This window comes from Bradyrhizobium altum (genome assembly GCF_020889705.1).
In the GTDB taxonomy this organism is placed as follows: domain Bacteria; phylum Pseudomonadota; class Alphaproteobacteria; order Rhizobiales; family Xanthobacteraceae; genus Bradyrhizobium; species Bradyrhizobium altum.
On record NZ_JACMYP010000156.1, the window covers coordinates 1 to 21441 of the forward strand.

The 21441-nt window shown below is 64.9% G+C and carries 20 protein-coding genes; 8 read left to right on the forward strand and 12 right to left on the reverse strand.

All coding sequences use genetic code 11. The annotated features are described in order from the left end of the window. Together feoB and H8B02_RS30350 are read left to right on the forward strand one after the other, a co-directional pair. On the forward strand, positions 1–1534 hold a 1534-nt coding region (gene feoB / locus H8B02_RS30345), incomplete at its 5' end, for a ferrous iron transporter B (RefSeq protein WP_229169593.1). 113 nt (positions 1535–1647) lie between these two features. Then, complete coding sequence (locus H8B02_RS30350) at positions 1648–4398, forward strand: bifunctional acetate--CoA ligase family protein/GNAT family N-acetyltransferase (RefSeq protein WP_229169594.1); 2751 nt, start codon at positions 1648–1650, stop codon at positions 4396–4398. 129 nt (positions 4399–4527) lie between these two features. Here the strand turns inward: H8B02_RS30350 and H8B02_RS30355 are convergent, their stop codons facing one another. The 5 genes from H8B02_RS30355 to H8B02_RS30375 form a co-directional block, all read right to left on the reverse strand. After that, on the reverse strand, positions 4528–5313 hold the full coding sequence (locus tag H8B02_RS30355; protein ID WP_050402509.1) for a succinate dehydrogenase iron-sulfur subunit: 786 nt from the start codon (positions 5311–5313) through the stop codon (positions 4528–4530). Positions 5314–5331: 18 nt separating this feature from the next. Continuing rightward, positions 5332–7173, reverse strand: a complete 1842-nt coding sequence (gene sdhA, locus H8B02_RS30360; RefSeq protein WP_229169595.1) for a succinate dehydrogenase flavoprotein subunit — start codon at positions 7171–7173, stop codon at positions 5332–5334. A gap of 3 nt (positions 7174–7176) precedes the next feature. Continuing rightward, positions 7177–7551, reverse strand: coding sequence for a succinate dehydrogenase, hydrophobic membrane anchor protein (sdhD, locus tag H8B02_RS30365; protein WP_176535291.1), 375 nt, complete (start codon positions 7549–7551; stop codon positions 7177–7179). 14 nt (positions 7552–7565) lie between these two features. After that, positions 7566–7964: a succinate dehydrogenase, cytochrome b556 subunit gene (sdhC, locus tag H8B02_RS30370; RefSeq protein ID WP_229169596.1), complete on the reverse strand. Its 399-nt coding sequence runs from the start codon at positions 7962–7964 to the stop codon at positions 7566–7568. 229 nt (positions 7965–8193) lie between these two features. Then, a complete protein-coding gene (locus H8B02_RS30375) occupies positions 8194–9114 on the reverse strand; it encodes a LysR family transcriptional regulator (RefSeq protein WP_229169597.1) in 921 nt (306 codons plus the stop codon). A 142-nt stretch (positions 9115–9256) separates the two neighbouring features. Between H8B02_RS30375 and H8B02_RS30380 the strand changes: the two genes are divergently transcribed. Then, positions 9257–10117, forward strand: coding sequence for a sulfite exporter TauE/SafE family protein (locus H8B02_RS30380; protein WP_229169598.1), 861 nt, complete (start codon positions 9257–9259; stop codon positions 10115–10117). 6 nt (positions 10118–10123) lie between these two features. On the opposite strand, the gene H8B02_RS30385 is transcribed toward H8B02_RS30380, so the two are convergent. Together H8B02_RS30385 and H8B02_RS30390 are read right to left on the reverse strand one after the other, a co-directional pair. Beyond that, complete coding sequence (locus H8B02_RS30385; protein WP_229169599.1) at positions 10124–10621, reverse strand: hypothetical protein; 498 nt, start codon at positions 10619–10621, stop codon at positions 10124–10126. Positions 10622–10647: 26 nt separating this feature from the next. Then, on the reverse strand, positions 10648–12177 hold the full coding sequence (locus H8B02_RS30390) for a malonate--CoA ligase (protein ID WP_229169600.1): 1530 nt from the start codon (positions 12175–12177) through the stop codon (positions 10648–10650). An 87-nt stretch (positions 12178–12264) separates the two neighbouring features. On the opposite strand from H8B02_RS30390, the gene H8B02_RS30395 reads away from it, so the two are divergent. Beyond that, positions 12265–13026: an SDR family oxidoreductase gene (locus H8B02_RS30395; RefSeq protein ID WP_229169601.1), complete on the forward strand. Its 762-nt coding sequence runs from the start codon at positions 12265–12267 to the stop codon at positions 13024–13026. A gap of 180 nt (positions 13027–13206) precedes the next feature. Here H8B02_RS30395 and H8B02_RS30400 read toward each other — a convergent pair whose 3' ends face one another. Continuing rightward, positions 13207–14607: an MFS transporter gene (locus H8B02_RS30400; protein ID WP_229169602.1), complete on the reverse strand. Its 1401-nt coding sequence runs from the start codon at positions 14605–14607 to the stop codon at positions 13207–13209. A gap of 329 nt (positions 14608–14936) precedes the next feature. On the opposite strand from H8B02_RS30400, the gene H8B02_RS30405 reads away from it, so the two are divergent. The 3 genes from H8B02_RS30405 (at position 14937) to H8B02_RS30415 (ending at position 17163) form a co-directional block, all read left to right on the forward strand. Further along, positions 14937–15491: a fasciclin domain-containing protein gene (locus tag H8B02_RS30405; protein WP_229169603.1), complete on the forward strand. Its 555-nt coding sequence runs from the start codon at positions 14937–14939 to the stop codon at positions 15489–15491. A gap of 179 nt (positions 15492–15670) precedes the next feature. Continuing rightward, on the forward strand, positions 15671–16303 hold the full coding sequence (locus H8B02_RS30410) for a cytochrome b/b6 domain-containing protein (protein WP_229169604.1): 633 nt from the start codon (positions 15671–15673) through the stop codon (positions 16301–16303). 74 nt (positions 16304–16377) lie between these two features. Next, positions 16378–17163 (forward strand): molybdopterin-binding protein, encoded by a 786-nt coding sequence (locus H8B02_RS30415; protein WP_176534398.1) that lies wholly within the window; start codon positions 16378–16380, stop codon positions 17161–17163. 125 nt (positions 17164–17288) lie between these two features. On the opposite strand, the gene H8B02_RS30420 is transcribed toward H8B02_RS30415, so the two are convergent. From H8B02_RS30420 to H8B02_RS30430, 3 genes are all read right to left on the reverse strand, one after another. Then, on the reverse strand, positions 17289–18467 hold the full coding sequence (locus tag H8B02_RS30420; RefSeq protein ID WP_229169605.1) for a YbfB/YjiJ family MFS transporter: 1179 nt from the start codon (positions 18465–18467) through the stop codon (positions 17289–17291). Between the two features lie 89 nt (positions 18468–18556). After that, the gene (locus tag H8B02_RS30425; RefSeq protein WP_229169606.1) at positions 18557–18769 is read right to left on the reverse strand and encodes a DMT family transporter; all 213 of its coding nucleotides are present in this window, start codon (positions 18767–18769) and stop codon (positions 18557–18559) included. Then, on the reverse strand, positions 18766–19413 hold the full coding sequence (locus H8B02_RS30430; protein ID WP_229169607.1) for an EamA family transporter: 648 nt from the start codon (positions 19411–19413) through the stop codon (positions 18766–18768). Before H8B02_RS30430 ends, H8B02_RS30425 begins: the two co-directional genes overlap by 4 nt. A gap of 150 nt (positions 19414–19563) precedes the next feature. Between H8B02_RS30430 and leuB the strand changes: the two genes are divergently transcribed. Further along, the gene (gene leuB / locus H8B02_RS30435) at positions 19564–20676 is read left to right on the forward strand and encodes a 3-isopropylmalate dehydrogenase (RefSeq protein ID WP_229169608.1); all 1113 of its coding nucleotides are present in this window, start codon (positions 19564–19566) and stop codon (positions 20674–20676) included. Positions 20677–20785: 109 nt separating this feature from the next. Here leuB and H8B02_RS30440 read toward each other — a convergent pair whose 3' ends face one another. After that, positions 20786–21193 carry a hypothetical protein gene (locus H8B02_RS30440; protein ID WP_229169609.1) on the reverse strand — a complete coding sequence of 136 codons (408 nt, stop codon included), beginning with the start codon at positions 21191–21193 and terminating at the stop codon, positions 20786–20788. Positions 21194–21441: the final 248 nt, after the last annotated feature.

Sequence of the window (21441 nt, forward strand, 5' to 3'; positions counted from 1 at the left end):
AGCGCGTCGGCCGATGATGCTCGTGCTCAACATGATCGATATCGCAAGGCGCCGCGGCGTCACGATCGATCTCGATCGCATGTCGCAGGAGCTCGGCCTGCCGATCGTGACCTCGGTTGCGGTCCGCAAGGGCGGTGTCGACGAGCTCTTGAAGCGGACCGACGAATTCCTGGCGCGGTCGCATGAGGCGGCGGCCAGCGAGTGGGCGGCGCCGACGATTGCCGACCTCAAGGCGGCGCAGCGCGAGGCGGACCGCATCATCGCGGCAGCCGTCACGCTGCCGACCAAGCCCGACACGCTGACCAACCGGATCGATTCGGTCGTGCTGCATCCGGTCTGGGGTCTCATGATCCTGGCCGTGATCCTGTTCGTGATGTTCCAGGCGGTGTTCACCTGGGCGCAGCCGGCGATGGAATTGCTGTCGGACGGCTTCTCCGCGCTCGGGCAGCTGATCCACGATTTGCTGCCGGAAAGCTGGAGCCTGTTGCAGAGCTTCCTGCAGAACGGCCTCATCTCGGGCGTCGGCAGCGTCATCGTGTTCCTGCCGCAGATCATCATCATCTTCCTGTTCATCCTGCTGCTGGAAGATTTCGGCTACATGGCGCGCGCCGCATTCCTGATGGACCGCATCATGGGCGGCGCCGGGCTGCACGGCCGCGCCTTCATTCCGCTGCTGTCGAGTTTTGCCTGCGCCATCCCCGGCATCATGGCGACGCGGGTGATCGACAACCGACGCGACCGCCTGACCACGATCCTGATCGCGCCGCTGATGACCTGCTCGGCGCGGATTCCGGTCTATACGCTGATCATCTCGGCCTTCGTTCCGGCGACCTCGCTGTGGGGCTTCGTCAATCTGCAGGGGCTCGTGATGTTCGGCCTCTATGCCGCCGGCATCACCAGCGCGCTGACGGTCTCGGCGATCGCAAAGTTCTTTCTCTGGCGCGACCATGCGCCGGCGCCGTTCATGCTGGAATTGCCCGACTACAAGGTGCCGCGGCTGCGCAGCATCGCGATCGGCGTGCTCAATCGCGCGAAGATGTTCCTGTATCGCGCCGGCACCACGATCCTCTCGATGATGGTGCTGATCTGGTTCCTGGCCTCGTTCCCGACCGCGCCGGCCGGCGCCGAGGGGCCGGCGATCAACTACAGCTTCGCCGCGATGATCGGCCACGCGCTCGAGCCGCTGCTGCGGCCGATCGGCTTCAACTGGCAGATCGCGGTGGCGCTGATCCCGGGCATGGCGGCACGCGAGGTCGCGGTCGCGGCGCTTGGCACGGTCTATTCGATCGAGGGCGGCAAGGAGGCGGCCGAGCAGATCGGCCAGGTGCTGGCGCAGAAATGGACGCTGGCGACCGCGCTGTCGATGCTGGTCTGGTACATCTTCGCCCCGCAATGCGCCTCGACGCTCGCGGTGATCCGCCGCGAGACCGGCGGCGCGAAGTGGATGGTGGTGACGTTCCTGTACATGCTCGTGCTGGCCTATGCCGCGAGCTTCCTGACCTTCAATCTGGCGCAGGCGCTGGGGCTGCATTAGCCGGGCCGTCGCGTTCTGTCGCGGCGGCAATGGGTGCAACCGGGCGGGCGACGAAGTAGAGTTCGTTCGGGGGCGCCTCTCGCGCATCCACGGGTTCCCTGCGAGACCACGCAATGTCGACGTTCGGCCTGGAGCGGGTATTTTCGCCTCGAAGCATCGCCGTCGTCGGCGGCAGCCCGCGGCCGTCGTCGCTCGGCGCGGCGGTGCTGCGAAACCTCAAAGCGAGCGGCTTCGCCGGCAGGCTGGGCGTCGTCAACCGGCACTATGCGGACGTTGATGGCGAGCCCACCGTTGCCGACCTGAAATCACTTCCGTTCGTTCCCGACCTCGTCGTCATCAGCGCACCGGCGGCGGCGATCCCGGAGATCGTGGCGGAGGCCGGGCTCGCCGGCGTTGCCGGCGTCGCGATCCTGTCGGCCGGCCTTGGCCACGGCGCAGGCTCGCTCGCGGAGATCGTGGAGCGGACGGCGCGGCGGCACGGCATGCGCCTGGTCGGGCCGAACTGCCTCGGCGTCATGGTGCCGAGCGCGAAGCTCAATGCGAGCTTCGCCTCGCATCAACCGTCCGAGGGCCATGTCGCGCTGATCTCGCAGTCCGGCGCGGTCGCGTCGGCGATGATCGAGTGGGCGGCGGAGCGGCGGCTCGGCTTCTCGGGCATCGCCTCGATCGGCGACCAGCTCGATGTCGACGTCGCCGACCTCTTGGATTATTTCGCGCTCGACGATCATACCAGCGCGATCCTGATCTACCTCGAAGCGGTCAAGGATGCGCGCAAGTTCATGTCGGCGGCGCGCGCCGCGGCCCGCATGAAGCCGGTCGTTGTCGTCAAGTCGGGACGGATGGCGGAGGGGGCAAAGGCCGCCGCGACCCACACCGGCGCGCTGGCCGGCTCCGATGCGGTCTATGACGCCGCGTTCCGCCGCGCCGGCATGCTGCGGGTCTACGATCTTCGCCAGTTGTTCGACTGCGCCGAGCTGCTCGGCCGTGGCTTCGTGCCGCGCGGCAACCGGCTTGCGATCCTGACCAATGGCGGCGGGCTCGGCATCCTCGCCACCGATCGGCTGGCCGAGCTCGGCGGCGTTCCCGCGACACTGCTGCCGCAGACCATCGCGCGGCTCGACGAGTTGCTGCCGCAGGGCTGGTCGTCAGCCAATCCCGTCGACATCGCAGGCGATGCCGATGCTGCCCGTTACGTGGTGGCGCTCAACGCGCTGCTCGATGACGCCAACAACGACGCCGTCCTGGTCGCGAACGTGGAAACCGCGGGGGCGCCGGCCGAGGGCATTGCCGAGGCGGTGGCGCAGTGCGTGCGTGACCGCAGGACCAAACGAAGTGCCGTCGCCGCATTGGTGCTTGCGGCGTGGGTCGGCGCCGACGAGCGCACCGGCGCGATCTTCGAGGCGGCGCGGATTCCGCACTTCCCGACCGAGGACGATGCGGTGCGCGCCTTCATGTATCTGGTGCGCTATCGCGAGGCCTCCACGGCGCTCGCGGCGACCCCGCCGGGCGTCGCATCGGTGTTCACGCCGGAGACGGCCGCGGCGCGGCATGTGGTCGTAAAGGCGTTGTCGGAAGGGCGCGCCTGGCTCGATCCCGCCGAGATCGTCGCGCTGTTCGAGGCCTATCGCATTCCGATCGTGACGACGGTTGTCGCTGACAGTGCCGAGGACGCTGCCGAGAAGGCGCTGCCGTTCCTCGCCGAGGGGCACGCGATCGTGGTCAGGGTGCTCTCGCGCGACATCAGGCACGCGTCCGAAGTCGGCGGCGTGATCCTCGACCTGCGCACCAAGGACAGCGTCGTCGAAGCGGCAAGGACGGTGCTCGAACGCGCCCGAAGCGCGCGGCCGGATGCGACGCTGCAAGGCGTCACGATCCAACCGATGATCGTGCGGCGTGCGGCGCGCGAACTGATTCTCGGCATCGCCGACGATCCGACCTTCGGCCCGGTGATGGTATTCGGCCGCGGCGGCCCTGCGGTCGAGGTGATCAACGACAAGGCGGTGGCGCTGCCGCCGCTCGACATGAATCTCGCCCATGAGCTGGTCGGGCGGACGCGCGTCTCGCGGCTGCTCGGCGGCTATGGCGATGTGCCGGCCGTCCCGGCCGAATTGGTGCCGCTCACCCTGGTCAAGCTGGCGCAGATGGCGGCCGACATTCCCGAGGTCGCCGAGCTCGATATCAATCCGATGTTGGCGGACGAGACCGGTGTGCTCGCACTCGATGCGCGGGTGGCGATCCGCAAGCCGGCGCGGCTGTTCGCCGGTCAAACCAGACTAGCGGTCAGGCCGTATCCGTCGCAATGGGAGGGCGAGCTGGCGCTACGCGACGGCTCGCGCGTCACGGTGCGCCCGATGCGGCCGGAGGACGAGCCGATGGTCGCCGAGTTCTTCAAGCGCGTCACCGCCGAAGACCTCAGGCTGCGCTTCTTCCACGCGATGAAGGAATTCTCGCACGCCTTCATCGCGCGCCTCACCCAACTCGACTACGCGCGCGCGATGGCGTTCGTAGCGCTCGATCCGGGCACCGGCGAGATGATGGGAGCGGTCCGGCTGCATTCGGACTCGCTGTACCAGAACGCCGAATATGCGATCCTGCTGCAGTCCAATCTCAAGGGCAAAGGGCTTGGCTGGGCGCTGATGCAGCTCCTGATCCACTATGCGCGGTCGGAGGGATTGAAGCGTCTCTCCGGCCAGGTGCTGACCGAGAACACCACGATGATCGGGATGTGCCGCGATCTCGGCTTCACCGTCACGATGGATCCGGAGGATCACAGCATCGTCGATGTCGTGCTCGACCTCGATCGACCTGCCGTCGATGCGATCGGCGCCGATATCCTGATCCGGCCCGCGGCGGCTGGCCGCTAAAGCATGATCCGGAAAAGTGCGAAGCGGCTTTCCGAAAAGGTCATGCTCAAACAATGAAACAAAGCACGATGACGATTCGACCGAATCCCATCGTGCTTTAGCGACAGCGCCAGCCGCGGCTGCGTCGGATCAGATCTGGCGTTCGACCATCTTGAACTTGAGCTCGGCGATCGCTTCCGAGGGGTTGAGGCCCTTCGGGCACGCCTTGGCGCAGTTCATGATGGTGTGGCAGCGATAGAGGCGGAACGGATCCTCGAGATTGTCGAGCCGCTCGCCGGTCGCTTCATCGCGGGAGTCGGTGACCCAGCGCGTGGCCTGCAGCAGCGCGGCGGGACCGAGGAAGCGCTCGCTGTTCCACCAGTAGCTCGGGCACGAGGTCGAGCAGCAGGCGCACAGGATGCACTCGTAGAGCCCGTCGAGCTTCTCGCGGTCCTCGTGGCTCTGCCTCCACTCCTTCTGCGGCGTCGGAGTCGTGGTCTTCAGCCACGGCTCGATCGAGGCATACTGGGCGTAGAAATTGGTCAGGTCGGGCACGAGGTCCTTCACCACCGGCTGGTGCGGCAGCGGATTGACCTTCACCGCGCCGCCGGCGCCCACGTCGTGCATCGACTTGGTGCAGGCCAGCGTGTTCTGGCCGTCGATGTTCATCGCGCAGGAGCCGCAGACGCCTTCGCGGCAGGAGCGGCGGAAGGTCAGCGTCGGATCGATGTGGTTCTTGATCCAGATCAGGCCGTCCAGCACCATCGGACCGCAATCATGGGTATCGACATAATAGGTGTCGACGCTCGGATTCTTGCCGTCGTCCGGGTTCCAGCGATACACCCGGAACTCGCGCGTTTCGGTGGCGCCGGCCGGCTTCGGCCAGGTCTTGCCACCGGAGATCTTCGAATTCTTCGGAAGTGCGAATTCAACCATGCTTGCTCGCCTTCGTTCTCAGTAGACCCGCGCCTTCGGCGGGATGTACTGCACATCATTGGTCATCGTGTAGTCGTGGACGGGACGATAGTCGATCGCGGTCTTGCCGGCCGGATCGATCCAGGTCAGCGTGTGCTTCATCCAGTTCTTGTCGTCGCGCGCCGAGAAGTCTTCGCGCGCATGCGCGCCGCGGCTCTCGGTGCGGTTGGCGGCCGAATCCATTGTCACGACCGCCTGCACGATCAGATTGTCGAATTCCAGCGTCTCGATCAGGTCGGAATTCCACACCAGCGAGCGGTCCGACACCGAGATGTCGCCGACGCCGCCATAGACCTTGTGGATCAGGTTCTGGCCTTCCTGCAGCACGTCGCCGGTGCGGAACACCGCGCAATTGTTCTGCATCACATGCTGCATGCTGTCGCGCAGCTTCGCGGTCGGCGTGCCGCCGGAGGCGTAGCGGAAGTGATCGAGCCGGCCGAGTGCGCGGTCGGCCGAATCCTTCGGCAGCTCCGGCTGCTTGGCGTTCGCCGTCAGCTTGTCGGCAAGGCGCAGCGCCGCGGCGCGGCCGAACACCACGAGGTCGATCAGCGAGTTGGAGCCGAGGCGGTTGGCGCCATGCACCGAGACGCAGGCGGCTTCGCCGATCGCCATCAGGCCCGGCACCACCGAATTGTCGTCGCCGTTGCGCTTGGTCAGCACCTCGGCGTGATAGTTGGTGGCGATGCCGCCCATGTTGTAGTGCACGGTCGGTACGATCGGGATCGGCTCGCGGGTGACGTCGACATTGGCGAAAATCTTCGCCGATTCGGAGATGCCCGGCAGCCGCTCATGCAGCACCTTCGGATCGAGGTGATCGAGGTGCAGGAAGATGTGATCCTTCTTCTTACCGACGCCGCGGCCTTCGCGGATCTCGATCGTCATCGCGCGCGAGACGACGTCGCGCGAGGCGAGGTCCTTGGCCGATGGCGCGTAGCGCTCCATGAAGCGCTCGCCTTCGGAGTTGACGAGATAGCCGCCTTCGCCGCGGGCGCCTTCGGTGACGAGACAGCCCGAGCCGTAGATGCCGGTCGGATGGAACTGGACGAACTCCATGTCCTGCAGCGGTAGTCCGGCGCGCAGCACCATGCCGCCGCCGTCGCCGGTGCAGGTGTGTGCCGAGGTGCAGGACGCATAGGCGCGGCCATAGCCGCCGGTCGCCAGGATCGTGGTCTGGGCGCGGAAGCGATGCAGCGTGCCGTCGTCGAGCTTCAGCGCGATCACGCCGCGGCAGACGCCCTGGTCGTCCATGATCAGGTCGATGGCGAAGAATTCGATGAAGAACTCGGCCGCGTGGCGCAGCGACTGGCCATACATCGTGTGCAGCATGGCGTGGCCGGTGCGGTCGGCCGCGGCGCAGGTGCGCTGCGCCTGACCCTTGCCGTAGTCCAGGGTCATGCCGCCGAACGGGCGCTGATAGATCTTGCCGTCCTCGGTGCGCGAGAACGGAACGCCCCAATGCTCGAGCTCGTAGACCGCGTCGGGCGCGTTGCGCACCATGTATTCGATCGCGTCCTGGTCGCCGAGCCAGTCCGACCCCTTCACGGTGTCGTACATGTGCCAGCGCCAGTCATCGGGATGCATGTTGCCGAGCGAGGCCGAGATGCCGCCCTGCGCCGCAACGGTGTGCGAGCGGGTCGGGAACACCTTGGTGATGCAGGCGGTGCGCAGGCCCGCTTCCGAGCAGCCGACCACGGCGCGCAGGCCCGCACCACCGGCGCCGACCACGACGACGTCGTAGGTGTGGTCCTGGATCGGGTAGGCCTTGCCATTGGTAGCCGGGCCACTGCCGTTGGTGGCCTTGCCGTTTCCTTCACCGGCCATGGGTTATACTCCCGACGACAATTTGAGAATTGCGTAGATCGAGGCCAATGCGACCGCGACGCAGAAGAAGTTGTTCGCCATCACGCAGGCGATCTTCAGCTTCTCGTTATGGATGTAGTCCTCGAACACGACCTGCATGCCGATCTTCATGTGCCAGGTGCTGGCGACGATGAAGAGCAGCAGGATGATGGCGATCGGGATCGAGCCGAGGATCTGTGCCGCGCCGGCATGATTGCGGCCGATCAGCATGATCACCACGACGATCACGGGAACGATCAGGAGCGTCATCGCAACCGCGGTGAGGCGCTGACGCCAGAAATCGCCCGTGCCGGTATGGGCGGAGCCGAGGCCGCGGACGCGCTCCAGCGGCGTGCGCATCGAAGAGGGGCCGCTCATCGTCCACCTCCAACCGCGTAGGCAATGATCCAGACCAGCACGGTCAGCACGATGCCGGCGACCAGCGCGCCCCAGGTCAGGGCTTCGCGCTCATTGGCCTTGAAGCCGTAGCCGAGGTCCCAGACGAAATGCCGGATGCCGCTGCACAGATGGTGCATCAGCGCCCACGTGTAGCCGAACACGATCAGCCTGCCGATCGCGCTGCCGGTGAAGGCCTGGACGTTGGCATAGGCGGTCGGGCCGGAGGCGGCTGCGATCAGCCACCAGGCGAGCAGCAGGGTGCCGAAATAGAGTGCCACACCTGTGGCGCGGTGGACGATGGACAGCGCCATCGTCAGCGTCCACCGGTAGGTCTGCAAATGGGGTGAAAGCGGTCGTTCGATCCTGGCGGTCATCGGCGGGCTTTATGTTGTGAGGGACCGCGGCCGGCCCATCGGGGAACGCGGTAGAGGAGTTCTATTTACGGAGTCGGATCAGCCCGCGCAACGGCCAAATAGCCTTCGGTCGAACCGAAGTTCATTGTTAGAGTTGCCGAATTCTGATTGATCCGCAGTGTGGTATACCAGATGCAAGGTCGAGTGAACCAAGAACTGAATCTTAAGACCCGTGGATCGACAGACGCGTTTAACGGCGCACGGATGGGGCCCGGACGGCATCGATTTGACCCCATTGTTCCACCAGATAATCGACAAATGCCTTGATCTTAGGCGATGCGAGGCGCGCCGGTTGAAGCATCAAATGCAGCGGCGTCGGCATCGGCTCATGGTCGATCAGCAGGCGCTGCAGCCGGCCGCTCGCGAGATCGGACTGCACCTGCCACGACGGCACACGGACGATGCCCGCTCCATCCCGCGCCGCACCAACCAGCGCGTCGAGGCTATTCATCCAGAGCCGACCGGATATGCGGAATTTGCGGCCCGTCTTCGAACCATCGGCAAATCGCCAGTCCGCGGTGCCCGGCGAATCGGAAAACACGAGGCAGTCATGCGCCGAAAGCTCGTCCGGCGTCCGCGGCTCACCGCGCCGAGCAAGATACTCAGGTGATGCGCACACGATCATCTGCAGATCGGTGAGCTTGCGTGCAACGAGCTGCGAATCGCGCAGGCGGCCGATGCGGACCGCGAGATGGATATCCTCCTCGACCATATCGACGGCGCGATCGATCAACAGCAGGTCGACAGAAAGTGCCGGATAGCGGCGCAGAAACTCGACCAGCAATGGTGCGATCACCAGCCGTCCGATCAGGCTCGGCGAGCTCAGCCTGATCCGGCCCGACGGTTGATGCGGGTCCCGCGCCAGCGCCGCCTCGATCTCCCTGACCTCGCCGAGAATGGATTTCGCGCGCTCGTAGAGAACGCGTCCGTCATCGGTCAGCGCGAGCTGGCGGGTGGTGCGCAGCAGCAGGCGGGTGCCGAAATGCTCTTCAAGCGCGCTGATCTGGCGGCTGACCGAGGTCAGCGAACTCGGCAGCGACCGCGCCGCCGCCGACAGGCTGCCGGTCTCGACCGCGCGGACAAAGGCTGCCATCGCCGCAAGCTGGTCCAAGCTCGATCCTTCCGCATTTCGCAAGAGAGCCTGCTCAAGAGCATAGATACTCCCGAATCTCAAAAGGGGCTATTGCTGTCCGCGAACAGTCTCAAGACGGCGCTAGTGCCTGCGTGCGGGCGCCAACCACTGCGCGAAGGACATGATGGCCGGCCTCGATCCCAAGGAATTGCTCGAACTCGCACTGCTGCTGATCGCGGTCGGCGCGCTGTCGGGATTTCTCGCCGGCCTGTTCGGCATCGGTGGCGGCGCGATCCTGGTGCCGGTGTTCTACGAATGCTTTCGCCTCGCCGGCGTGCCGCTCGAGGTGCGGATGCCGCTCTGCATCGGAACCTCGCTCGCGATCATCATCCCGACCTCGCTGAGCTCGTTTCGCGCCCATTATCGCCGCGGCGCGGTCGACATGGAGATCCTGAAGCGTTGGTGGCTGCCGATCGTGATCGGCGTCGCCGCCGGCAGCGTCACCGCGCGCTTCGCACCGGAGCGGCTGTTCAAGATCGTGTTCGTCGTGGTGGCGTGGTCGGCCGCGGCGCGGCTGCTGTTGGCGCGCGAGACCTGGAAGTTCGGCGACGACGTGCCGAAGGGTTTCCTGATGCGCGTCTACGGCTTCTTCGTCGGCCTGCTGTCGACGCTGATGGGCATCGGCGGCGGCCTGTTCGCCAATCTCTTGATGACCTTCTACGGCCGCCCGATCCATCAGGCGGTCGCGACCTCCTCGGCGCTCGCGGTGCTGATCTCGATCCCCGGCGCGCTCGGCTATGTCTATGCCGGTTGGCCTGCCGCCGCGCGCTTTCCTGACGTCACGGCGCTGCAGCTGCCGTTCGCGCTCGGTTATGTCTCGCTGATCGGCGCGCTGTTGGTGATGCCGACCACGCTCGTCACCGCGCCGCTCGGCGTCAAAGTCGCGCACGCTCTGTCGAAGCGCGCGCTGGAGATGGCGTTCGGGGCCTATCTCTTCATTGTCGGCGGACGGTTCGTGATCAGCCTCGCCGGCGGTCACTAGCCGGAGTCAGTCCTTCAACCGGACTTCGCTGTTGCCCCAATACCGCATATCGCCGACCCCTTCGATGCGATCCATGTCAGAGAGCACCTTCAAGCGCGCCGCGGTCGCTTCATGACTGATCGCCCAGCCAAGTTCCTTGTAGCGTTTTTCTGCAATGGTCACGAACCACACGACCTTCCGCCACCGCGGCGTCAGAAGCGACAAGATGACCTCGTCGAGCTGATCTTCGGTCACTGAAGACGGAAGCTTCACCTCGCTCCATGCCAGTTCGCTGAAGAGTATGCTTGGCTTCCGCTCCTCGGTGGGTGGCAGCAAGTCCGGATATTGCTCGCAAATCGGAAGGAGAAGCTTGTCTTCGAGGTCCGCAATGACCTCTTGAACCGAATGATGGAATCGGGTCCGTTCCTGCTTGCCGAGCCCTGCAATGGCCATTTCAGCCTTGTACATTGCGTCCAAAGCATCGAAGATTTGTAGACAAATCCTCTCGGCATACTCGCGGTTCATCGTTCCCTCGCGAAATCCTTCTTTCCTCAAGCCTTCGAATAAATATCCTTATACATATCCCGCAAAATGTTCTTCTGCACCTTGCCCATCGCATTGCGCGGCAATTCGTCGACGACGAAGACGCGCTTGGGCATCTTGAATTTGGCGAGCCGCCCGTCGAGCGCCTTCAGCACCGAGGCCTCGCTGATATCGGCGCCTTTGCTGCAGACCAGAACGGCGGTGACGCCTTCGCCGAAATCGGCATGCGGCACGCCGATCACGGCGGATTCGATCACGCCGGGCATGGCGTCGATCTCGCTTTCGATTTCCTTCGGGTAGACGTTGAAGCCGCCGGAGATCACGAGATCCTTGCCGCGGCCGAGGATGTGGACATAGCCCTTGCCGTCGATCTTGCCGAGGTCGCCGGTGATGAAGAAGCCGTCGCTGCGGAATTCGGCCTTGGTCTTCTCCGGCATGCGCCAGTAGCCCTGGAACACGTTCGGGCCCTTGATCTCGATCATGCCGATGGTCTCGCGCGCAAGCTCCTTGCCGGTGTCGGGATCGGTGACGCGCACCGAGACGCCGGGCAGCGCGAAGCCGACCGCGCCGGGCACGCGGTCACCGTCATAGGGGTTGCTCGTGTTCATGTTGGTCTCGGTCATGCCGTAGCGCTCGAGCACGGCGTGGCCGGTGCGATCAGACCATTCGCGGTGGGTGTCGGCGAGCAGCGGCGCGGAGCCCGAGATGAACAGCCGCATGTGCTTGGTCGCGTCCTTGTTCAGGCCGGGATTCTGCAACAGGCGGGTGTAGAAGGTCGGCACGCCCATCATCACGGTGGCGCGGGCCATCAGCTTTAGGATCGCGTCCGGATCGAACTTCGGCAGGAAGATCATCGAGGCGCGCGAGAATAGCGTCACGTTGCTCGCCACGAACAGTCCGTGGGTATGATAGATCGGCAGCGCGTGGATCAGCACGTCCTTGTCGGTGAAGCGCCAGTAGTCGACCAACGAGTACGAATTCGACGCCAGATTGTCGTGCGACAGCATCGCGCCCTTGGAGCGGCCGGTGGTGCCCGACGTGTAGAGGATCGCGGCGAGGTCGTTATTGCCGCGCGGCACCGTGGCGAATTCCTTAGGCGCCTTGTAGGCGGCCTCGGTCAGCGAGCCCTTGCCTGTCGGATCGAGCGTCTCGACCTTGGCGCCCACCTTGGCGGCGATCGCCCTGATGCCGTCCAGCTTGGAGGGATCGCAGACCACCAGCGCCGGTTCGGCGTCTGATATGAAGTATTCGAGCTCGTTCAGCGTATAGGCGGTGTTGAGCGGCAGATAGACGCCGCCAGCGCGCACGGTGGCGAGATAGAGCACCAGGGCCGAAACCGACTTCTCGGTCTGCGCCGCGACGCGGTCGCCCGGTTTGACGCCGCGTTCCACCAGTACGTTCGCCATCTGGCCCGCGCGCGCAATCAGGTCGCCATAGGAGATGCGGCTGCCGTCGAGCTGCTCGATTGCCAGCCGGTTGGGGTCGTCGAGGCCGTCGAACAGGCGGGAAAACAGGTTGGCGTTGGTGGTCGTGTTCATGCAACATCCCCTGAGGGGCGAAAGCGCCGGTAAAGGTCCGGTTGGATTAGCAAAAACGCCCTTCGGAAAGCAACGGAGACAGTTTGCATGACAAATAATGGGAAACGCGTGGCCTGGGTCACCGGCGGCGGCACCGGAATCGGCGAATCCGGGGCGGAATTCCTGGCTGCGGACGGCTGGACGGTGGTGGTCTCCGGCCGCCGCAAGGAAGAGCTCGACCGCGTGGTGGCCAACATCACGAAAAAGGGCGGCAAGGCCGAGGCGATCCCGCTCGACGTCAGCAACAAGGCCGACGTCAACAAGGCCGCCGAGGCGATCGTCGGCAAACACGGCCGCATCGACCTCCTGGTCAACAGCGCCGGCATCAATGTGCCGAAGCGCAGCTGGGCCGACATGGAGCTGGAAGGCTGGGACAAGCTGGTCGAGGTCAACCTCAACGGCGTGCTCTATTGCATGCGCGCGGTGCTGCCGACGATGCGCAAGCAGCAGGACGGCTGCATCATCAATGTCGCCTCCTGGGCCGGCCGCCACGTTTCGAAGATGCCGGGCCCGGCCTACACCACGACCAAGCACGCGGTGCTGGCGCTGACCCATTCCTTCAACATGGACGAATGCGTCAACGGCCTGCGCGCCTGCTGCCTGTCGCCGGGCGAGGTCGCAACCCCGATCCTGAAGCAGCGGCCGGTGGTGCCGAGCGAAGCCGAGCAGGCCAGGATGCTGCAACCGGAGGATTGCGGCCGCACCATCGCCTTCGTCGCCAGCATGCCGGCGCGGGTCTGCATGAATGAGATCCTGATCAGCCCGACGCACAACCGCGGCTTCATTCAGACGCCGACGAACCGGGATTAGGTACAACTTCCTCAACGGGTCGTCCCTGCGAAAGCAGGGACCCATAACCACCGGTGTTGGCTATTGGCATCCGCTGGAGCCACAGCCTTCGCAAACCGACCATTCGTGGTTATGGGTCCCGGCTCGCGCTTTGCTTGGCCGGGACGACGGCGTAAACGGTTAACTCATCCGCGATCTAGATCACTCGCTGATCTCGTTCAGCTCCTTGCCGGAATGCTCGGGCACGAACAGGTACACGCCGACCGCCATCGCGATCATCAGCACGGGGATGCAGAGGAACGACAGCGCGAACGAGCCGGTGTGCTGCTGGAGCGCGATCGAGACGAACGGGAACAGCACGAAGCCGACGAAATAGGCGATCGCCCAGACCACGCCGTTGGCGGCGCCGCGGATGCGGGTCGGGAAGATTTCGGCCGTCAGCGTCGTGCTCGGGCCCCAGAAGCCGAGGAAGCCGAGACACCAGGCGAGCCCGAACGCCCATAGCAGGACGCGATCCTCGGAATAGACCCAGAGCGTCATGAAGATCGCGCCCTCGATCAGGGTCACGATGAAGGTGCGGCGGCGGCCGATCTTGTCGATCAGCCAGCCGACCAGGCACAGGCCAAGGAAGCCGCACAGGCCGTAGAACACGTAGAACAGGCTGTATTCCACGGTCGACCAATGCTTCTCGGTCGAGAGGTAAAGCGGCATCCAGGCGCCGACCGTGCCGTAGATGCAGGTGCTGGCGCAGGCCACGAACAGCGCCACTAATGTCGAAGGCAGCACGTCGGGCATGAACACCTGGCGGATGCCGACCGACTTGGCCTTGCCGAACCAGGCGCTGTCATCGCCGCTGACCGTGCCGCCGCGCGCCAGCGTCTCCGAGATACGCCGCTTGCGATCCTGCGCGCGCACCCAATAGGGCGATTCCGGACAGGTGGAGCGGATATAGATCGCGAGCAGCGCGATCACGCCGGGCACCATCACAGCGATACGCCAGCCGTAATTGGCGGCAACCAGCCCGGTGATCGCGCCGGCGAGCGTGGCGCCGAGGCACCAGGCCGAGCGCGTGATGCTGATGACGCGGCCGCGCAGCCGGGCCGGCCAGGTCTCCGCCACCAGCATCGAGCCGAGCGACCATTCGCCGTTGAGCGCGAAGAACAGCAGCGAGCGCGCGATCACGAAGACCGCGAAGGTCGGCGACAGCGCCGCGACCGGCATCAGGAGCGAGAACAGCGCGATGTTGACCGCGAGCAGCGTGCGGCGGCCGTAGCGATCGGCGAGCCACGGCCAGAAATAGAGCCCGGCGATGCCGACGAACAGCGCGATCTGCATGCCGGAGCGGTATTCCGGCAGGCTCAGCTGGAATTCCTTGATCACCATCGGCGAGATCAGCGCGAAGATGACGCCGTCCATGCCGTCAAAGCCCCAGCCGAGCGCGTTGGCGGTGGCGATGTGCCAATGGGTTTTCGTCAGCTCGGTGCTGCCGGCGACGGCACGGTAGTTGGCGTATTGCAGGTGTTTCTGTTCGAGAGGGCCGACGTCGCTGCCAGCATCGTTCACCCCAGGCGTGGCGTGGCCGTCAGCCGTAATGCTGCTCATGATTGCTTCTCCCCACGACCGCCTGCCCGCGAAGCTGCGCCGCAATCTCAGGCTGAACCAATCAGGCAAGGGCGGCAAGCGAATTGCTCGCGGCAGCGCACCCGTCCATTCCGCTGAATGGAATGGTGGCGGGATGCGCAAAGCACCGCGTATACGAAGCGCGCTTCAGACGGTTTCAGGAATCACAAAGAGTTATTTCCGGAAACCACCCCGAAAACCTCCCGTAGCTCGAGCCAACGACGCTGCATTGATCAACCAACACGCGCCGTTGTTGCCCCTTCATCGCCGGCGAAGCCTCGCCGGCTGGATACCTCATCGGGAGACGAACCATGTCGAAGCGTATTGCCTATCTCGCCGCCGCCGCCTTCAGCGCGCTTGCGATCACTGCCACCGTCGTGGCGCCGGTCCGCGCCGAGGAAAAGACCGTGATGGTCGGTGGCGCCGCGATGTTCCCATCCAAGAACATCGTCCAGAACGCCGTCAATTCGAAGGACCACACCACCCTCGTCGCAGCGGTGAAGGCCGCTGGCCTGGTCAGCACGCTGGAAGGCAAGGGCCCGTTCACGGTGTTTGCGCCGACCAACGCCGCGTTCGGCAAGCTGCCGGCCGGAACCGTCGACAATCTGGTCAAGCCCGAGAACAAGGCGACGCTGACCAAGATCCTCACCTACCATGTGGTGCCCGGCAAGCTCGAGGCCTCCGACCTCACCGACGGCAAGAAGCTGAAGACCGCCGAGGGCGAGGAACTGACCGTCAAGAAGCAGGACGGCAAGGTCTGGATCGTCGATGCCAAGGGCGGCACCTCGATGGTGACGATCTCCAACGTCAACCAGTCGAACGGCGTCATCCATGTGGTCGACACCGTGCTGATGCCGGCGATCTAACGCCCGGCGGGCCGATTTAGTCCAGAACGCCTGACGAAACAGCGAGCCGGAGCCTCGCCCCGGCTCGCATTTTTGTGACCAGATGGAGTGGCGTATATCGAACTGATGATGCGCGACCCCGTAACGGAACGCCGGTTCCCGGCGTATAAGCCGGTAACGACCACGAGCAGAGACATTCCATGACGAGCCTTGCCGTCAGCGACCACCAGACAGAGACCGCGACGCCTGCGAAGGCGATCCAGCCGGTCTGGGTGCGCATGGTGCACTGGATCAACGCATTCGCGATGCTCCTGATGATCATGTCCGGCTGGCAGATCTATAATGCCTCGCCGCTGTTTGGCTTCACCTTCTCGCGGAGCATCACGCTGGGCGGCTGGCTCGGCGGCGCGCTGCTCTGGCACTTCGCCGCGATGTGGCTGCTGATGGTCAACGGCCTGATCTATCTGGCGCTCGGCTTCGCCACCGGCCGCTTCCGCAAGAAGCTGCTGCCGATCACCCCTGGCGGCGTGATTGCCGATACCAAGGCGGCGCTGACCTTCAAGCTCTCGCATGACGATCTCAGCAAGTACAATTCGGTGCAGAAGCTGCTCTATACCGGCATCATCACCGTCGGCGTCGTCATCGTGCTGTCCGGCCTGTCGATGTGGAAGCCGGTGCAGTTGCATTGGCTGGTCTCGCTGTTCGGCGGTTACGACATCGCCCGCTACGTTCATTTCACGTGCATGGCGCTGATCGTGGCCTTCCTGGTGATCCATGTCGCGCTCGCGCTGCTGGTGCCGAAGAGCCTGCGGGCGATGATCATCGGACGCTAGGGCATGATCCCGAAAAGTGGAAACCGGTTTTCGGAATCGATCATGCCCAAAAATGAGATTTGAGGGAGAGTGTCATGGGTCGTCTCCGCAAGCTCCTGATCCCCGGTGTCGACAAGAAGCTGCTCGTGCGCGATGCGGTGAAGACGATGCCGGAGCTGACGCGCCGCCGTTTCATCACGGCGGGCACCAGCCTCGGCGCGCTGACGCTGCTGACCGGCTGCGACGTGGTCGATTCGTCCTCGGCGGAGGAATTGCTGAAGAAGGTCTCGAAGTTCAATGACGCGGTGCAGGCCTGGATGTTCAATCCGGATGCGCTGGCGCCGACCTTCCCCGAGAGCATGATCACCAAGCCGTTCCCGTTCAACGCCTATTACGACCTCGACGATGCGCCGGAGATTGCGGGGGCGGACTGGAAGCTCGAGGTACGCGGGCTGGTCGAGAACAAGAAATCGTGGACGCTCGACGAATTGTACAAGCTGCCGCAGGTCAAGCAGGTGACACGCCACATCTGCGTCGAAGGCTGGAGCGCGATCGGCAGCTGGACCGGCACGCCCTTGCGCGATTTCCTCAAGCTGGTCGGCGCCGACACGCGCGCCAAATATGTCTGGTTCCAGTGCGCCGACAAGGACGGCTACAATTCGCCTTTGGACATGCGCACGGCGCTGCATCCGCAGACCCAGATGACGTTCAAATTCGGCGACGAGATCCTGCCGCGCGCCTACGGCTTCCCGATGAAGATCCGGGTGCCGACCAAGCTCGGCTTCAAGAACCCGAAATACGTGCTCTCGATGGAAGTCACCAACGACTACAAGGGCGGCTACTGGGAAGACCAGGGCTACAATTCGTTCAGCGGGAGTTAGCCGTGTCCCGGCGAAGGCCGGGACCCATAACCACAAATCGTTGCGGTTGCGGGAGGCGTCGCCCTGTGTGCCATTTCCGCAGGCCGCAGAGCATGGGTCCCGGCCTTCGCCCGGACGGCCAGGGATTACGGCCCGACCTTCCGCTGAAACGCCGACAGCATCGCCCCCAGCGCCAACATCGCGGCCGAGACGTTCAGCGCAAATGACAGGCTGCCGACGGCGTCGGTGATGGCGCCGACCACGATCGGCCCGAGCGTCTGGCCGATGCCGAAGGCGATGGTCATCGCCGCGATCGCGGTCGGCCAGGCTTCGCCCGGGTAGTTGAGACGCACGAAGGCGGTGGTCGAGCCGACGACGGCGAAGAATGCGACGCCGAACACCAGCGCCGAGATCGCGAGCAGCAGCGGCGAATGCCCGAAGATCGGCAGAGCCGCGCCGAGCGCGTTGACGCCGAGGATGATGGTGGTGGCGAGCCCGCCGCGGTCGAGCGCCAAAACCCGCCGCCAGACCCATGGCGTCACGAACGCGCTGACGCCGATCAGGCTCCAGAACGCGCTCTGCGCAACCGCGCCGCCGCCACCGTCGCGGACATAGGCGATCATGAAGGTCATGTAGGCGATGTAGCCGGCGCCGAACAGGAAATAGGCGGTGAGGTAGATCAGAACCGGCATGATCGCGAATTTGGTCCGCACGATGCCGCCCGCGGCAGTATTGGCGTGCAATCGCGCCAGCATCAGCGGCACGGTCATGATCGCGGAGAGCAGGGTCATCGCCCACCACACGATCCACCATGAGCCGGCGCCAAAACCCTGCAGCACGAAGGGCGCGATCAGGCCGGAGGCCAGGATGCCGACTCCCGGTCCGGCATAGAACAGGCTGAGCAGGAAGTTGGCGCGCTCCGGCCGCGACTGCGCGATCGTCGCCGCCAGCGCGCCGCCGCCGACGAAGCCGATCGCGGCGGCGAAGCCGACCAGCAGACGGGCGAAACTCAGCACCGCGAAATTGCCCGTTATCGCGCACAGCGCCAGTGACAGCGCGCAGGCCACCGTCGACCAGCGCACCGATGTGGCGAGCCCGAAGCGCTGGATCAGGCGCGAGGCGAACAGCGCGCCGACCAGATAGCCGGCGGCATTGATTGTGTTCATGAAGCCGGCGGCCGAATACGACCAGGCCAGCGAGTCGCGCATGTCGGGCAGCACCAGCGAATAGGCGAAACGGCCGATGCCGAGACCGACCGTCGGTGCGAGTGACAAAATAAGGATCAGCCGCGCGGGATGCGGGTAGGATGGGGCGGGGGCTCTCACTATTCACTCCGGCAATGGAGCCATTGTGGCAGGCCGCGCCGGTCCTGCCCAGCGCCGCAGGCAGCAACACTGTCTTGCGTATCGGGCAATCAGGCGATCAGGACCAGCGCGACGCCGGCGACGGTCAGCAGCGTTCCGGCGACGATCCGCGCGGTGATCTCGACATGCTTGAGCATCATCGCGCTCAGCGCCACGGTCACCAGCGGGTAGATCGCAGCGAGCGGCGCCACCAGCGTGATCGGGCCGTTGCGGACCGCGGCGAACAGGCTGAGCGCGCTGAGCCCGTTGCTGATCCCGGTCAATGCAAACCAGAACCGGCCCTCACGCGGCGCCTGAAGCTGGCCTTGCGGATGCGCTGGACCGTCAGCACCACGATTGACGACATGATGTAACCGATCAGGCAGGCCCACAGCGCGCTCGGCCAGATCGCCAGCCCGAGCTTGGCAATCGGCGGCACGATGCCGCGCACCAGCGCGCTTGCGAGCGGCAGCAGCAGGGCCCAGCTGCGCCAATGACCGAGGTCGCGGGGCCGGCTCACGGTAATGATCGCAGCCCCGGTCACCGCGACGACGAGGCCGATCAGCTGTTGCGGCGCGAGTGGCTCATGCAGCAGCACCACGGCGGCGGTGACCGCAAACAGCGGCGCCAGATTGCCCAATGTCGAGGTGATGACAGGTCCGAGCGCCCGGTTCGAGGCGAAGGTCAAGAGCGTCAGCGAGGCCGGGAAGAACAGGCCGATCGCCATAAAGATCGGCAGGCCGCGCCAGACCACCGGCTCGCCATGCAGGACCAGCGGCGACAGCACCAGGAACAGCAAAGTGAAGGACGGCACGCTGATCGCGGCGCCCGACAGCGGCTCGACGGTGCGCAGGCCGAGCTGTGCCAGCACGACGCCGGCGCCGAGGAAAATGGCCGAGGCGAAGGCGTAGATAATGGCTGCGGTCATGAGGTCCGTCTTGTTGGCTTCTTTTGGGGCGCGGTTGGCTCTTGGCGGGCCATTTTGGCCCTGTCCGGGGTGCCTTGCCAATCCGCCCGGGGCGTTTTAGCACTCGCGCGGAATGATGGCGGGCATGCCCGATTGAGCGAGGTAACGACCATGGCGACCCATAAACTGCTGCTTCTCCCCGGCGACGGCATCGGCCCCGAAGTGATGGCCGAGGTGCAGCGCGTGATCGACTGGCTGAACGCACAGGGCATCGCGAAGTTCGAGACCGAGCAGGGCCTGGTCGGCGGCTCGGCCTATGACGCGCACAAGGTGTCGATCTCCGAGGGCGACATGGCCAAGGCCAATGCGGCCGATGCCGTGATCTTCGGCGCGGTCGGCGGTCCGAAGTGGGACAGCGTGCCCTACGAAGTGCGCCCGGAGGCCGGCCTGCTGCGGCTGCGCAAGGATCTCGGCCTGTTCGCCAATCTGCGTCCGGCGGTGTGCTACCCGGCGCTGGCGGATGCCTCGAGCCTGAAGCGCGAGGTGGTCGAGGGCCTCGACATCATGATCGTCCGCGAGCTCACCGGCGGCGTCTATTTCGGCGAGCCGAAGACCATCACCGATCTCGGCAACGGCCAGAAGCGCGCGATCGACACCCAGGTCTACGACACTTTCGAGATCGAGCGCATCGGCCGCGTCGCCTTCGAGTTGGCGCGCAAGCGCAAGAACAAGGTGACGTCGATGGAAAAACGCAACGTCATGAAGTCGGGCGTGCTCTGGAACGAGGTCATGACCCAGGTGCATGCACGCGAATACAAGGACGTCACGCTGGAGCACCAGCTCGCCGATTCCGGCGGCATGAACCTCGTCAAGACGCCGAAGCAATTCGACGTCATCGTGACCGACAATCTGTTCGGCGACATGCTGTCCGACATCGCGGCGATGCTCACGGGGTCGCTCGGCCTCCTGCCGTCGGCTTCGCTTGGCAAGGAGGACGCCAAGACCAAGGAGCGCAAGGCATTGTACGAGCCGGTGCACGGCTCGGCGCCTGATATCGCAGGCAAGGGCCTCGCCAATCCGATCGCGATGATCGCCTCGTTCGGCATGGCGCTGCGCTATTCCTTCGGCATGGGCGATCTCGCCGACAAGGTCGATGCTGCGATCGCCGCCGTGCTCGCCAGCGGATTGCGCACCGCCGACATCAAGTCGGCTGGCACCACGTCGGTCGGCACGGCGCAGATGGGCGAAGCGATCCTGAAGGAATTGCAGAAGCTGCACGCGTAAGGCTGCATCGTCAAGCCGGGGCATGCGCCGCATCGCCCCGGAATGACAGCAGAACAAAAAATGCCCGGCCAGAGCCGGGCATTTTCATATCGGCTGTTCGCCGAAATTCTCAGTACAGCGGGAAGCTCCGCGGATAGCCGCCGAGGTCGGCCGGCGGGCTGAGCGGCTGGCGGTCGATCGGACGGTTGTTGTTCTCGCGTGCGAACGACGGGTAGCCGACATCCGGCGGATAGGCGTAGTCGTTGAACTTGCGGTCGCCCGGCAGCACTTCGGTGCCGGCGTCGAGCCACGAGCGCGTGGTGACGTAAACGCGGGTGCGCGGACCCTGCTGATAGACGCGGTTCGGACCCTGCGCGCCGTAGTAGCGGCGGCCGTCGCGGTCATACTGCTCTTGCTGCTTGCGCTTGCTCGGGGTCTGCTGCGCGCTGGCAGCGGTCATGCCAAACGCGGTTGCGGTGACGGCAGCCGCAGCAAGCAACACCACGAGCTTGTTCGCGGCAGGGAATTTCAAGGTCATCGCATCCTCGTCATTACGGCCCCTTTGGGGGCTGGCGCATCAGCCAAAATCACTCGGAACACATTGTAGCCATGGCGGGTGGGGCGTCACTAGGTCAATTGCGCCACACCATCAGAGATAATGCGTGTCCAAGCGCAAAAGTTTCATGAAAACCAGTGCCTTGCCACGGTCTCGCCATCAAAGCGCGCCGCGCAGAAGCGGGTTCTCGCTGCCCATCACCCAGTCGGCCGACAGGGCGGGCGGGCCGG